General features: G+C 35.2%; 15 protein-coding genes and 1 riboswitch. Of the genes, 9 read left to right on the forward strand and 6 right to left on the reverse strand.

From position 1 onward, the window contains the following. Positions 1-80 precede the first annotated feature (80 nt). From idi to gcvT, 3 genes are read left to right on the forward strand one after another with little or no spacing between them, the layout of a single operon-like run. Complete coding sequence (gene idi, locus DEU40_RS08165) at positions 81-590, forward strand: isopentenyl-diphosphate Delta-isomerase (protein ID WP_110009388.1); 510 nt, start codon at positions 81-83, stop codon at positions 588-590. Positions 591-592: 2 nt separating this feature from the next. Next, the gene (locus tag DEU40_RS08170; protein ID WP_110009389.1) at positions 593-1,063 is read left to right on the forward strand and encodes a hypothetical protein; all 471 of its coding nucleotides are present in this window, start codon (positions 593-595) and stop codon (positions 1,061-1,063) included. Positions 1,064-1,072: 9 nt separating this feature from the next. Then, positions 1,073-2,149: a glycine cleavage system aminomethyltransferase GcvT gene (gene gcvT / locus DEU40_RS08175; RefSeq protein ID WP_110009390.1), complete on the forward strand. Its 1,077-nt coding sequence runs from the start codon at positions 1,073-1,075 to the stop codon at positions 2,147-2,149. A gap of 124 nt (positions 2,150-2,273) precedes the next feature. Here the strand turns inward: gcvT and DEU40_RS08180 are convergent, their stop codons facing one another. Beyond that, on the reverse strand, positions 2,274-2,630 hold the full coding sequence (locus DEU40_RS08180; RefSeq protein ID WP_110009391.1) for an arsenate reductase family protein: 357 nt from the start codon (positions 2,628-2,630) through the stop codon (positions 2,274-2,276). 121 nt (positions 2,631-2,751) lie between these two features. Between DEU40_RS08180 and DEU40_RS08185 the strand changes: the two genes are divergently transcribed. The 5 genes from DEU40_RS08185 to DEU40_RS08210 all read left to right on the forward strand — a co-directional run bounded on the left by DEU40_RS08185 (position 2,752) and on the right by DEU40_RS08210 (position 7,976). Further along, positions 2,752-3,219 (forward strand): acyl-CoA thioesterase, encoded by a 468-nt coding sequence (locus DEU40_RS08185; protein ID WP_002980508.1) that lies wholly within the window; start codon positions 2,752-2,754, stop codon positions 3,217-3,219. Between the two features lie 84 nt (positions 3,220-3,303). Continuing rightward, positions 3,304-4,143, forward strand: coding sequence for a GLPGLI family protein (locus tag DEU40_RS08190; RefSeq protein WP_110009392.1), 840 nt, complete (start codon positions 3,304-3,306; stop codon positions 4,141-4,143). Between the two features lie 173 nt (positions 4,144-4,316). Further along, positions 4,317-4,384: riboswitch (Fluoride riboswitch) on the forward strand. A 31-nt stretch (positions 4,385-4,415) separates the two neighbouring features. Further along, positions 4,416-5,723: a voltage-gated chloride channel family protein gene (locus tag DEU40_RS08195; protein WP_181397947.1), complete on the forward strand. Its 1,308-nt coding sequence runs from the start codon at positions 4,416-4,418 to the stop codon at positions 5,721-5,723. Positions 5,724-6,007: 284 nt separating this feature from the next. After that, the gene (locus DEU40_RS08205) at positions 6,008-6,883 is read left to right on the forward strand and encodes a LysR family transcriptional regulator (RefSeq protein ID WP_110009394.1); all 876 of its coding nucleotides are present in this window, start codon (positions 6,008-6,010) and stop codon (positions 6,881-6,883) included. 157 nt (positions 6,884-7,040) lie between these two features. Beyond that, positions 7,041-7,976, forward strand: coding sequence for a YeiH family protein (locus DEU40_RS08210; RefSeq protein ID WP_110009395.1), 936 nt, complete (start codon positions 7,041-7,043; stop codon positions 7,974-7,976). Positions 7,977-8,055: 79 nt separating this feature from the next. Here the strand turns inward: DEU40_RS08210 and DEU40_RS08215 are convergent, their stop codons facing one another. The 5 genes from DEU40_RS08215 to DEU40_RS08240 form a co-directional block, all read right to left on the reverse strand. Next, the gene (locus DEU40_RS08215) at positions 8,056-8,238 is read right to left on the reverse strand and encodes a hypothetical protein (RefSeq protein ID WP_110009396.1); all 183 of its coding nucleotides are present in this window, start codon (positions 8,236-8,238) and stop codon (positions 8,056-8,058) included. A gap of 167 nt (positions 8,239-8,405) precedes the next feature. Then, positions 8,406-9,647 carry an MFS transporter gene (locus DEU40_RS08220; protein WP_110009397.1) on the reverse strand — a complete coding sequence of 414 codons (1,242 nt, stop codon included), beginning with the start codon at positions 9,645-9,647 and terminating at the stop codon, positions 8,406-8,408. 52 nt (positions 9,648-9,699) lie between these two features. After that, entirely contained in the window at positions 9,700-10,731 is a 1,032-nt protein-coding gene (gwsS, locus tag DEU40_RS08225) for a grasp-with-spasm system SPASM domain peptide maturase (RefSeq protein WP_110009398.1), read from the reverse strand. A 202-nt stretch (positions 10,732-10,933) separates the two neighbouring features. Then, positions 10,934-11,896, reverse strand: a complete 963-nt coding sequence (gene gwsG / locus DEU40_RS08235; protein WP_110009400.1) for a grasp-with-spasm system ATP-grasp peptide maturase — start codon at positions 11,894-11,896, stop codon at positions 10,934-10,936. Positions 11,897-11,903: 7 nt separating this feature from the next. Continuing rightward, on the reverse strand, positions 11,904-12,470 hold the full coding sequence (locus tag DEU40_RS08240; RefSeq protein WP_137904184.1) for a DUF6624 domain-containing protein: 567 nt from the start codon (positions 12,468-12,470) through the stop codon (positions 11,904-11,906). A gap of 580 nt (positions 12,471-13,050) precedes the next feature. Between DEU40_RS08240 and DEU40_RS22615 the strand changes: the two genes are divergently transcribed. Then, positions 13,051-13,272, forward strand: a complete 222-nt coding sequence (locus tag DEU40_RS22615; protein WP_228406469.1) for a hypothetical protein — start codon at positions 13,051-13,053, stop codon at positions 13,270-13,272. Positions 13,273-13,332: the final 60 nt, after the last annotated feature.

Genomic DNA, 13,332 nt, shown 5'->3' on the forward strand with positions numbered 1-13,332 from the left:
TTTCATTGCTATGATTACAAAAAGCATGATGTTTATCTAAAAATTTCCAAAATACATTTATTACTCTTACATTTGTAGGAATGGAAGAATTTGTTGTTTTAGTAAATCCTGAAGATGAGGTTTTAGGGCTGATGGAAAAGCAGCAGGCTCACATCAATGGCCTGTTACACCGTGCTTTTTCTGTATTTCTTTTCAACAGTAAAGGGGAAATGCTTCTTCAGAAAAGGGCTTCAGGAAAATATCATTCTCCTAACCAATGGACCAATGCCGTATGCTCGCACCCGCGTGACGGGGAAACTTATCAGCAAGGAGCGGTACGCAGACTAAAGGAAGAACTGGGAATTGAAGCAGAACTTTCAGAAAAATTCCATTTTATTTACAAAGCAGATGTAGGCGGTGGTCTTTGGGAGCACGAGCTGGATCATGTATTTGTGGGAAATCATGAAACTGATTTCAATTTAAATAAAGAAGAAGTGGAAGAAGTAAGATTCATTTCCATGGAAGATCTGGATAAGGAAATTTCCAAACATCCTGAAAACTTTACAGAATGGTTCAAAATCATCCTCGAAGAATATAAACACCATTTTTAACGATGAAAAAAATATTGCTTTTTTCTGCACTTTTGACGGGAAGTCTGTTTTTTGCCCAAAAAGCAAAGGTCTATGAAAATTCCAATTATTCTATTACTGTTCCTGAAGGCTGGAAATCTACCAACGACAGTGAAATTGTTAATATTTTCCCTACCAGCCAGATAGGGGCAATTACCATTTCGGAATATCATGATCTTCCCCTTCCCAAAGCGGAAGTAAAAAAATTTATGCTGGCACTTTATCAATCACAAGACCCGGAGGATAAAGTAAAAGAAAAAAAGAGCCAGAAAGGATATACAGAATATTTCTATGAGCATTTCGATGAAAAAGAGAAGCTGTTCTGGGTAACCAAAGCTTTTCAAAAAGATAAAAACTTATATTTGGTTTCCATTAATTGCGGCCAGAAATACTGGAACGGAAACTATATGACCCTATTCAATGAGACTTTTAACAGTTTTAAAATAAAGAAATAAAAATTAAATATGAAGAAAACAGCCTTGTACGACAAACATGTTTCTTTGGGAGCTAAGATCGTACCTTTCGCAGGTTTTGAAATGCCTGTTCAATATTCAGGGGTTACAGAGGAGCATTTTGCAGTAAGAGAAAAAGCAGGATTATTTGATGTTTCCCACATGGGACAGTTTTTCATCGAAGGGCCGGGTTCAAAAGACCTTTTGCAGTATGTAACTACCAATAATGTAGATGCACTTGAAAACGGAAAAGCTCAATATTCCTGCCTTCCGAACGAAAACGGCGGAATTGTAGATGACCTTATCGTTTACAAAATGGAAGATGACAAATATTTTGTAGTAGTAAACGCATCCAACATCGACAAAGACTGGAATCATATTTCAAAATACAATACTTTCGGGGCTAAAATGACCAATGCTTCTGATGAGATGTCATTATTGGCAGTTCAGGGGCCTAAAGCTACTGAAATTCTTCAAAAACTTACAGACGTAAATCTTTCAGAAATTCCTTACTATCATTTTACAGTAGGAACCGTTGCCGGAGAAAATGATGTGATTATTTCAAACACAGGATACACAGGAAGCGGTGGTTTTGAGATTTATTTCAATAACGAAAGTGCTGAAAAACTTTGGGATGCCGTAATGGAAGCTGGTAAAGAAGAAGGGATCATTCCTTGCGGATTGGCTGCCAGAGACACTTTAAGATTAGAAAAAGGATTCTGCCTGTACGGAAATGATATTGATGATACAACGTCTCCAATTGAAGCCGGTTTAGGGTGGATCACTAAATTTGATAAAGACTTCGTTTCTAAAGATGTTTTCGCAAAACAAAAAGAGGAAGGAGTTACAAGAAAACTAGTAGGTTTCGAACTGACAGATAAAGGAGTTCCAAGACATGACTATCCTGTGGTGGATGCTGAAGGAAACGTGATCGGAAAAGTAACTTCCGGAACACAGTCTCCAATGAAAAAAGTAGGATTAGGTCTTGCTTACGTAGACAAACCTCACTTCAAATTAGGATCTGAAATCTTTATTCAGGTAAGAAACAAGAACATTCCTGCAATAGTGGTGAAAGCTCCTTTTGTATAATTGAAAAAAATAGCAAAAAAGAGGCTGTGATTTGTTCACAGCCTCTTTTGGGTTTATATCCAAACCTTATAGGTTTTAAAAACCTATAAGGTTTATTATTTGCAAAATTAGTTTCCAGTTAAATTTATTCATTTACGCCAAAGAACTTCTGCAGTTCTTCAACATTTTTTTTGTCATTACCCACGAAAATCTCTTTATCGGTAACAAATACAGGTCTTTTCAGGAAAGTATAATGGTCCAGCAGCAATTCTTTAAAATCTTTTTCTGTTAATGATTTTACATCCAGACCTCTCAGTTTGATCTGAGTAGATTTTTTACTGAATAATGCTTCGTATGACTTTGTTTTTTTATGCATTTCCGCCAATTCCTCTTTTGTAATTGGTTCTTTTTTAATTTCACGGAGTTCCCAGTCTGTAAGGTCAAATTGGGCTAAAATTTTTCTGCATGTATCGCATGTATTGAGATAAAATACTTTCTTCATTACGGGTTCTAAATCTGTTATGGGTTAAAATTCTCTTTCATTGAAAGTTTCGTCTTTCAAAAGTAGGATTTAATCTAAAACTTTGGAAATTATTAAATAACTTTATTCAAATTTTATAAAGATGCAGAACAAGCCTATTACTTTTCAGTTTATTTCGGAGCCTTCAGATGTTAATTACGGAGGAAATGTACATGGAGGAAGTGTTATGAAATGGATTGACCAGGCCGGTTATGCATGCGCGACAACCTGGAGTGGTAATTATTCTGTCACTGTTTATGTGGGCGGAATCCGTTTTTATGATCCTATTAAAATCGGTGAAGTAGTAAAAGTAGACGCTCAGGTGATCTATACCGGAACTTCAAGCATGCATATTGCCATCAATGTTTTTTCAAGAAATTTAAAACAGCCCAACTTTGAGAAGAAAACACATTGTATTATCGTATTTGTAGCGGTGGATGAAAATGGAAAAAAACTCCCTGTTCCAAAATGGACACCGGAAACAGAGGAAGAAAAACAGCTTGAAATGTATGCCAAACGCCTGATGGAGCTGAGAACGCAGATTGAAGATGAAATGAAACCTTTTTTGTAAGAGCAGGTTTCGGGATGCGATATTGCGATATTTAAGGTTTAAGGTTTTGGGAAACCAGTAACAAAAAACGACCAATCACATGATATGAAAAGTTTTTTTACTTTAACAGCATTGCTTGTAATAGCTTTGGTGCAGTCTCAGACACACCGGTTTATTTATGAGCTTCAGTATAAAATGGATTCTACCGAGGCTGGATATGAAAAAGTGAATATGATCCTGGATTTCACCCCGAAGGAAGTAAAATTCTATGGAAAAGATCTCGCTATCAGAGACTCACTGAATAAAAAATTCGGAACGAACTTCAGCTATACGGATATGACCGGACAGGTGGTTAAGAGAAAGATCAATTCTTTTGATAATGAAAATTTCATCAACATTAAAAATGGATATTACACATTTAAAACAACGGATAAGATCAATTGGACGATTGCTGATGAGATTAAAAAGGTAGAAAACTATACTTTACAAAAAGCAACTGCAAAATTTGGAGGGAGAAGCTGGACGGGCTGGTTCTGTAAAGACATTCCATTTAATGAAGGGCCATTCAAACTGCGTGGATTACCCGGTTTAATCTTTGAGCTATCAGATGCTAAGAAAAATTTCCTTTATACGCTCGTTAAAAGCAGAGAACTTCCGGAAGTCTCCTCTACTTCAGATTTCCTGGAATCCAGCTTTGGTAATAAAGCAATTCCTATTAACGAAAAGCAAAAACATAAGCTGCTTATGGAATTTTATAATGATCCTTTTGCTTTTGAAAGAAATAATATCAGCAAATCCAATAATGACCTTAGAATTAATATCAACGGAAAGGAAATTCATAATGTTGATGAACTGAATACCCAGACCAAAAGCATGCAGGAGGTTATCAGAAAATATAATAACCCGATTGAAATCAATAAGGCGATGCATTATCCGGTATATTAAAGCTATGGTTATTTTTAAGTTTGGGCTAAAGCCAATGGGATTTAAAATTTATTTGGCTGGGCTAAAGCCCACCCCTATTGAATTTTAACAATAAGATCTTTTATCTTTTATCTTTTATCTTTTATCTTTTATCTTTTATCTTTTATCTTTTTAACATAATTCATATATTTGTACCCTCAAAAGGAAATGGTGTTCTTCCTTACCCAACCGCTTTATAAAAGCTGATGACGCCTGATTAAAAGATTATTAACAAATAACTAATCAGGATTATTATGTCAAAAAGTCAAAGAACATTAGCGAAAAAAGCAATTTTCCATACTCATCTTTTCTTCAGAAAATTTCCAGCAATTCCTTATATTTTAAAATGGCTGTGTATCAGTATCATCATTGGTGTGTTGGTAGGAACCGCTTCTGCAGGATTTCTTCAGTCTTTAGAATGGGCAACAAACTTCAGAGAAAATCATCTCTGGCTGATTGCTTTACTTCCTGCTGCAGGATTTCTGATAGGACTTCTTTATTATTATTTCGGAAAAGATGTGGAGGCTGGAAATAATCTGTTGATTGATACCATCCATGAACCCAAGGGAATAATTCCTTTTAAAATGGCTCCTTTTGTCTATCTGGGAACAATTGCAACGCATTTCTTCGGAGGCTCTGCCGGCCGTGAAGGAACAGCTCTTCAGATGGCAGGTGCTATCGCAGATCAGCTCACCAAACCTTTTAAACTTGACCGAAATGAAAGAAAAATATTAATTATTGCTGCTATTGCTGCCGGATTTGGCTCTGTTTTCGGAACGCCGCTGGCAGGAGCCGTTTTTGGTCTTGAAGTTTTTCTGATCGGAAGGATTCGTTACAATGCAATCTTTCCGGCATTTGCTTCTGTAATTCTGGCGGACTGGGCTACCAATCTCTGGAATGTAAAACATACCCATTACCATATTGATTTTATTCCTAAACTTGAGTTCTTACCAATTTTATACAGCATTCTGGCAGGAATAGCTTTTGGAATCTGCGCTGCTGCATTCAGTAAAATCATCCACTGGATGGGCTCTGTCTTCAAATCAAATATCAAATACCCTCCGCTTCGTCCTGTGGTAGGAGGAATTATTATAGCGCTTGCCGTTTTTGCGATGGGAACAACCCGTTATATCGGGCTGGGCGTTCCTGTAATTGTGGAATCTTTTGAAAAGCAGCTTCCACTATATGATTTTGCTCTAAAAATGATTTTTACCATTGTTACGCTTTCGGCCGGATTCAAAGGTGGAGAAGTTACTCCTTTATTCTTTATCGGAGCCACTTTAGGCAGTGCCTTATCACTGTTCATTCCTCTACCTTTCGGGTTATTGGCTGGGATGGGCTTTGTAGCGGTATTTGCAGGAGCCACCAATACGCCTTTAGCCTGTATGCTGATGGGAATTGAATTATTCGGGGCAGAATGCGGTGTATATGTAGCGATTGCGTGTGTCGTTTCTTATCTTCTTTCAGGACATAACAGTATTTATTCAAGACAGAAAATCGGAGAAGCAAAAAACAGAAGATATGAAAGTCAGCAGGACAAGTCTGTTTCTGATTTTTTATAAGGGGTTTCGAGATACGGGGTGCGGGTTACGAGTTACGGGATGCAGGGTGCGGAGTCACAGTTATTTATTTTATTGCTGGATGCGGACGCTGGTTTTTATTGATTCTTAGTTCTTCACTTATAACATCTTGAACCCAAAATCCCTTAAACTTAAAAAACCAAAACTGAAATCCCGAATCCCACACCACGAAACCCGAAATCCCGAAACTCGCGACACGCATCTCATTACCCTTAAACTCTCCCGCTCCCTTCATCATTTCCAACTATAATTCGTAATTTTACCCCATGTTCGATTACAGATTAAAAGTTTTCCATACGGTAGCTACCCGATTAAGTTTCACGAAGGCTTCAGAGGAGCTTCATATTTCCCAACCTGCCGTTACCAAGCATATCAAAGAGATTGAAATTCAGATAGGAGCCAAATTATTTGATCGTAAAGGAACTTCTATCCAACTGACCCAGAGCGGAAAGATTTTGTTTGAACATGCAGAGAAGATCAGAAATATCTACCGAGACATGGAATTTGAGATCAGCCAGATCAGTCAGCAGCATAAGGGAAAACTGATTATCGGGGCAAGTACAACCGTTGCACAGTATATTTTACCGGAGATTTTAGCCAAATTCAATTCTTATTATAAAGATATTAAGATTGAGCTTCTTACCGGAAATACGGAAACCATCTCAACACTTTTAAAAGAAGAAAAAATTGACCTGGGTATCATTGAAGGGGAATCACAGTCTTCTTATTTTGAATATAAAACTTTTAAACCTGATGAAATTGTTCTCGCAGCAAAATCAGATCACCCTCTTGCCCATAAAACATTAAGCTTAAAAGATCTTTATCAGCTGGATCTTATCTTCAGGGAACAGGGGTCCGGAACGCTGGAATTCATCCAAAACAGGCTTAAAGAAAAGGAAATTAATATTCATGAATTGAATACTATCATACAGTTAGGAAGCAGTGAAAGTATTAAAAATTACCTTCTTCACTCTGAATGTTTGGCATTTCTTTCCATCAGCACTATCCTTAACGAACTTAAAAACAACATCCTTACAGTGATTGATATTAAAAACTTCAGTATTGAGAGAGATTTTCATTTTATCCTTCCCAAAGGAGAACAATCTGAACTGATCAAACTTTTTTTGAGGTTTGCAGAATAACAAGCAATAAGCAATAAGCAATAAGCAATAAGCAATAAGCAATAAGCAATAAGCAATAAGCAAAGATATAACTTTTAGTTATCCGATATAACAAAATACAATTTACTTTGTAATACTTTATTCCGGACTTTTGATGCTCATTTTAAAAGTTCGCATTATGAAAGATTTCATTCAAAATGAAATAACAAGGAAAGTATTTTTTATTGTTTTGGCTGTATTATGCCTTACACCTTTTATATCTTCTCCAATTGCTCTTGCTATGGGATTTGCCCTGGCTGTTTTTATCGGAAACCCTTTTGAAAAACACCTTCATCACTATATTCATTTACTGCTGCAGATTTCAATAGTAGGTCTTGGATTCGGGTTGAAGCTTGATGAAGCGCTTCATGCCGGAAAAACAGGCTTGATGCTGACTGTTGTAAGTATTGTCACTGTTATGGTTTTAGGATATTTTCTGGGAAAATTATTTAAACTGGAAAGACCTTTATCTTATCTTCTCTCCGCAGGAACTGCTATTTGTGGCGGGAGTGCTATTGCTGCTGTTTCTCCCATCATTAAACCTAATACAAAACAAATTTCTCTTGCGCTGGCTATTGTTTTTACCTTAAATTCGGTTGCCTTGTTTGTATACCCTGCAATAGGACACCTGCTGAATCTTTCACAGGAGCAGTTTGGGCTTTGGTGTGCAGTGGGAATTCACGATACGAGTTCTGTAGTGGGTGCTGCCAGTAAATATGGAGATGAAGCTTTGAAAATAGCCACCACAGTTAAACTGGCTCGTGCTTTATGGATTATTCCTGTTTCATTGATCACCATGTTTATTTTTAAAAGTAAAGATTCCAAAATAAAGATTCCCTGGTTTATCGGATATTTCATTGTAGCCATCCTTTTGAATACTTATTTCCCCTTTCTAGACCGTTTCAGTACTTCAATTACTGTTCTGGCAAAATCCGGTCTGAATCTGACCTTATTTTTGATTGGTTCTACCCTTTCTGTTCAAACGCTGAAATCAATCGGATTAAAACCTTTGGTAATGGCAATTATACTATGGGTAACGATAAGCATCGGCAGCCTTCTTTACATTATCCATTAAAAAGAGCAGAACCCTTTTGAAATCAAAAGGGTTCTGCATATTAAATGTGGAAATGTTTATTTCTAATTGAAATAATTTCTTAGATCTCCCCGCAAGTATAAACCTGTGGGCAGCCAATATATTGTACACAATACCAAGGTCCGGTTACTGCTCCTGAGCAGCTGCATCCGCAAAGTGATAAATCAGGGTTTCCGCTTATTCCTCCGGTAATGTTTTTCAGATCCTGTTTTCTTAATTTTTTAGCGTTTTTCATAATGTTCATGAGATTTAGTTTGATTAAAAATATAGTTTTAGTTACCTTTCAAAGTTAAACAAATATTAAATACTCGCAACAAAAATTAATGTAAAATTGAATAATTTATTGATAATAACCCTATTATTATGTTCAAAATAAGGAATAGCACTATGTTATTTATTAAACAAGTTAAATTATTCCGTAAATTCAAGATCTCTGTCGTGGGTTTCTGAAATGGTAAGTGAAGAATAAAATGCCAGCCCGAATACCACCACTCCTACTATGGCAGCACTTTCCACAACCGGGAAATGTCCTTTAAGAGAATCAAAAGCAAATATCATTACCGGTACCAGACCTCTTACCATGTTAGGAACGGTAGTTGTTGCCGTATTTCTGATATTCGTTCCGAACTGTTCTGCTGCCAACGTTACAAACATAGCCCAATATCCTGTTCCAAATCCCAGCCATACACAAAACAGGTAATATCTGGTTTCTGTGTTGGTATTCCCGAATAACATAATTGCCACCCCGATCAGCGTAAAGATCAGCATATAAAAGATGGCCATTTTACGGGATTTTAAAGCATGGGAAATAAAACCACTCAACAGGTCACCGACAGAAATACCTACATAAGCCCACATGATGGCTTTTCCGGGGTTGATATCCTTTATGCCTAATTCAGGGGCAAACTGATTGGCTAAAACAGCCAGAATCCCTATGCAATACCACGTAGGTAATCCCACTGCAATGCATTTCAAATACCTTATCAGTCTGTCTTTATTGGTAAAAAAGGAAAGAAAGTTTCCTTTTGAGATGTTTTTATGCTCAAGATTTTTATAAATTCCGGATTCCGATACGCTTATTCTCAGTATCAATAACATAATTCCCATGATCCCACCGATAATGTAAGAAATATTCCATCCTCCGGCTAGCTCTACAGTTAGCTGAGCTACAACGGCACCCATTAATCCAAAACCGGCAACAACCGAGGTCCCGATGGCTCTTAAACTCTTCGGCAGACTTTCAGAAACCAGTGTAATTCCGGCTCCAAGCTCACCGGCAAGTCCGATACCTGCAATAAACCTTAAGCCAGCATATTGGTATACCAAATGCTCTTTTGGAAAATAAGGCAGAAAACCACAGGCAATATTGGCTAAAGAATACACTAAGATAGATCCAAAAAGTACGGAAAGCCTTCCTTTCTTATCTCCAAAAATTCCCCAGAACACCCCTCCGATAAGAAGACCTACCATCTGACAGTTCAGAATAAAAGTTCCGTCCGCATCCGGGTTAAGCCCTAAAGCTTTTAAACTGGGTATTCTAACGATACCAAACAAAAGGAGGTCATAGATATCTACAAAATAGCCAAGGGCAGAAATAATAACGGGAATAGAGAAAATGTACTTCAGTTTTGAAGACAGGGACAGTTCTTGCATTTTTAAGTTTTGATAAAAATAAAAAACCTTTCAATTTCTTGAAAGGTTTTTATCAAATATCTTTTTCTGATTCCCATTTATTAGTATATGGATCGAATAGGCACTGATTTAATTTTCTCCAAGAAGAGCCATTAAATTCAATATCTGAATTGTCAAAACAAATATAACGAAACTGACAATCTTTGCAGATATCTATATTGTCATTGTTAACAAACCATTTTCTTGTAAAGTCGCTATTCTGAATAATTTCAGTAATGCTTGTATTATTGAAATTTCCGAAAGTTGCATTATGAGAAAGGTAATTTCTAAAATCTCCGTTATTATCAATGCAGACCTTTCTGTTTAGTGCAACATTATATTCCTGAGCTTCAGAAAAAAATTCAATGTTTGTTATAAACTTTTCTTTCCCTATAAGATCTGTGGTTGTGTTATCAACAATTTTTGAAGTAAAAGCAAGCTTTTTATCTTTAAAATATTTATAATCTTCGTATTGAGCTTTTGTTTTTTCTTCATCTGTAACGCTATGCACCAGTATGTAAGAAATTCTATTTTCTATATCTTCTAAATATTGGGTTAAAGAATCATCAAATAAAGGTTCCGGTAACAGGATTTCAACAGCTTTAATTCTGGAAAACCGGGTTGCATTTACGATTTCAGGCAAAATTTTATTGATATCAGCATCAGAAATTCTTATTTGAATTCCTGCACATCCTAAAGAGCCAAGTTCCTTAATGGCTGAGCTGATGTTGTAATTACAATTTTGTCCTATCTCCAAAACTGCATTGTTTATTTTCAAAGGAGAATCCCAAGTAATATCCAGCTCCGGAAAGCTTTCCGGGTTGTCAAGAAAGAATCCGTAACCGATTTCATCTAAATGGCTAAAATAATGATCTATACCCTCGTTCAGTTCATTATTGAATAAATTCTTAATTTCAGCTACTGTCTTTCCACGGGTGTTTTTAAGAACATCAATCAGTAGATTAGGAATATTTATATACTCATTATTTTGTAAATCTGCAATTATGCTTTCCTGTGTGCCTTGAACAGCAATACAATTGGCATAAAGATTAAAGTAACTACTCATATGATATTAATTATAGGTTTGTGATTATGAAAAATATCGTATATCGTAGTCTGATGGAAACTACTTTGTGCAGAATAATGTAAATTGAATCGTTTCACTTCTTCTTTTGTGTAATACACGTTTCTTATTAAGTGATAGTTTATTGGGAGGGTTTTAAGACTTTCTTTTTTGAAAAGTGTTGCAAATTCTTTCTCTTTCATATTTATTGTGTTAAGTATTCGGCAATTTTTTTGTGAAGCTTATAATTACATGCATTTGAAACAAATCCAAACTGCCCAATCGGATTAACTTCTAAAAATACATAGTTGTCTTTGGTTTTCACGATATCCAAGGAGCCACTATTTAAACCTATCTTTTGCATTAAAAGACGAATTTTATCTTCTAAGGTAGAAGGTAATTTATATGGAACACGTCTGTTCATATTTTCTCTGTTATATCTCCTGAAATCTACACTCGTCCGTTTATCCTTCTGAGAAAACATTGCCATGGAAAAGAGTTCACCATCAAGATAAAAAGTTCTAATTTCATACAACTTTTCTAATTTTTCCTGAAAATGTCCTACAAAGAAACGCTCCGGCAGGTCATTAATAAAGTCAATTTCAATTTTCTCTGTATAAGTTGCATAGGTGGAGTGTGTTTCTTTTATATCACATAAAAGCATATCATGCATTTTAGAAATTATCTCACTATTGCACTCGTTAAAGAAATTGATAAGTCTGGATTTGCTATTTGTTAAAATAGACTTGGGAATTACTATTCCGAGTTCTTTAGCAATCCTTAAAACTTCAAATTTATTGACATCAAACTTTAAAGCACCTAATATCTTTTCTGCTTTATACTTATATGTTAAATCATAAGAATTTATATTTTCAAGTTCACTATTACCACTTTGGATCATCCTTACTTCTAGTTCCGGATATTTATTTTTTTCTAAGAATAGAGTTTCCTGTATCATCCTGATAGGTAAAGGTTTTCTGCCGGGTCTTCTATACCATATTGATTTTGCCGGAATACTTTCGCTAATATCAATGTGGTAATCTTCATCCTTTGGCATTGCAAAATAATCGGTGTTTATTCTTTTTATTTCACCACTATACAAAGCAGAAATCCAGTCAATGACCAGATTGCTTGTAATATCATTGTCTTCTGTATAAATAACTATCATACTGTATTTATTTATTCATTACGCTGTTTGCAGAATCACAAATTCTGATGTAGTTTTCAATGGGATCTAAACCCATTGACTTTCTTCTCGCATTTACATTAGCAGAATCAATAAGATTTTCTATAAATGTTTTACCATTGCTTCGTATAGAAGGTTGCGTGCCATAAATCTGCTTTCTGTTATTCAGTAACTCAATTCTATCAGTCAGATAGGCAACCTGACTTTTTTCAGCGTTTCCTTTTTTTGCAGCTTCTTTCAGTATAGGGAGATATTTTTCCATTGTTTCTAATTTATTTGCATGCATGATAACAGCAAATAAGGCAGTGTTTGCATTCTCCCCTATTTTATCTTTCCCCAACCAACCTAAACTGTCGATTATTTTGGTTACGATTTCAATATTCTTTTCATCAATTGGGTTTTGCTTTATATAATCATAATCAGGCTCTCTGTATTTCTGATCTTCTGTTAAAGCTTTTTCCAAGGTCTTTTGTACTTCTGAGTAGTCTTCCTTTTTTTTGCATGAAAAACAGCAAACCATAACGGTTAATAAAATATGATATAATCTAATGCGCATCTGATTTTATGGGTTAAAAAAAGGATAAAAAAATTTTATCCTTCTTTGTATTAATTGTTAGTTATTATTACAATCTCTAATTAATATCATTAGACATTGCTGAACCTCCATTATACCAACGATCAGGAGGTGTCTGGTTGTTGTCGTGGTTGCCATCAGACATAAGTCCAGTTTGAATATCCTGAGAAGGTGATGTTACCCACCTCCACCGGAAATTTTTTCAAGTTTAACTCTGTCAAGTGCTGAATTTTGAAATTTTTGCATTAAAGCATCTTTTTTTCCATTTGTTTTCATAATAAATTAATTTAAACTATTTTGTGTCTTATTGACATTTCAAATATATCAGATACTATTGAAATAATTTCAAGGTTTTTATGTGAATTTTATGTGAATTTCAGCACATAAATAATATATTTGCAATAACCAAAAAACATAATTATGATAAAAAATAAGCTTATAAAAGCCCGTAAGGAAAAATACACTCAGGAAAGCATGGCTAAAATATTACATATGACACAGTCTCAATACCCAAAGAAGGGAAAAAGGAGAAATTAAAATTTCAGATGACGAATGGGAGCGTATGGCAAAAGCGCTGGATACTACAGTAGATGATATAAAGGAAGAGGATATTCCTCAAAGTATTATCAATAATTATGATAATAGTTCGGGAAGCTATTTTCCTCATATAAATAATAATTACAGTATTCCTGAATTCATCTTAAAAAATATGGAAGATTATATCAATCTTTTGAAAAATCAAATAGAAGAACTAAAAGAAGAAATTAGAAGTCTAAAATCATAAAATAATTTCGTTATTTTAACAATAAAAAACCTTTCAATTTCTTGAAAGGTTTTTATCAAA

Source organism: Chryseobacterium sp. AG844, from assembly GCF_003182335.1.
GTDB classification, from domain to species: Bacteria; Bacteroidota; Bacteroidia; order Flavobacteriales; family Weeksellaceae; genus Chryseobacterium; species Chryseobacterium cupriresistens.

Excerpts from the sequence above, each read along its gene's own strand:
- DEU40_RS08205 (WP_110009394.1), top strand. The coding sequence starts at position 6,008 with ATGTTCGATTACAGATTAAAAGTTTTCCATACGGTAGCTACCCGATTA.
- DEU40_RS08210 (WP_110009395.1), top strand. The coding sequence starts at position 7,041 with ATGAAAGATTTCATTCAAAATGAAATAACAAGGAAAGTATTTTTTATT.
- DEU40_RS08180 (WP_110009391.1), bottom strand. The coding sequence starts at position 2,630 with ATGAAGAAAGTATTTTATCTCAATACATGCGATACATGCAGAAAAATT.
- DEU40_RS08240 (WP_137904184.1), bottom strand. The coding sequence starts at position 12,470 with ATGCGCATTAGATTATATCATATTTTATTAACCGTTATGGTTTGCTGT.
- DEU40_RS08185 (WP_002980508.1), top strand. The coding sequence starts at position 2,752 with ATGCAGAACAAGCCTATTACTTTTCAGTTTATTTCGGAGCCTTCAGAT.
- DEU40_RS08170 (WP_110009389.1), top strand. The coding sequence starts at position 593 with ATGAAAAAAATATTGCTTTTTTCTGCACTTTTGACGGGAAGTCTGTTT.
- DEU40_RS08220 (WP_110009397.1), bottom strand. The coding sequence starts at position 9,647 with ATGCAAGAACTGTCCCTGTCTTCAAAACTGAAGTACATTTTCTCTATT.
- gwsG (WP_110009400.1), bottom strand. The coding sequence starts at position 11,896 with ATGATAGTTATTTATACAGAAGACAATGATATTACAAGCAATCTGGTC.
- DEU40_RS08190 (WP_110009392.1), top strand. The coding sequence starts at position 3,304 with ATGAAAAGTTTTTTTACTTTAACAGCATTGCTTGTAATAGCTTTGGTG.
- gwsS (WP_110009398.1), bottom strand. The coding sequence starts at position 10,731 with ATGAGTAGTTACTTTAATCTTTATGCCAATTGTATTGCTGTTCAAGGC.
- gcvT (WP_110009390.1), top strand. The coding sequence starts at position 1,073 with ATGAAGAAAACAGCCTTGTACGACAAACATGTTTCTTTGGGAGCTAAG.
- DEU40_RS08195 (WP_181397947.1), top strand. The coding sequence starts at position 4,416 with ATGTCAAAAAGTCAAAGAACATTAGCGAAAAAAGCAATTTTCCATACT.
- DEU40_RS08215 (WP_110009396.1), bottom strand. The coding sequence starts at position 8,238 with ATGAACATTATGAAAAACGCTAAAAAATTAAGAAAACAGGATCTGAAA.
- DEU40_RS22615 (WP_228406469.1), top strand. The coding sequence starts at position 13,051 with ATGGCAAAAGCGCTGGATACTACAGTAGATGATATAAAGGAAGAGGAT.
- idi (WP_110009388.1), top strand. The coding sequence starts at position 81 with ATGGAAGAATTTGTTGTTTTAGTAAATCCTGAAGATGAGGTTTTAGGG.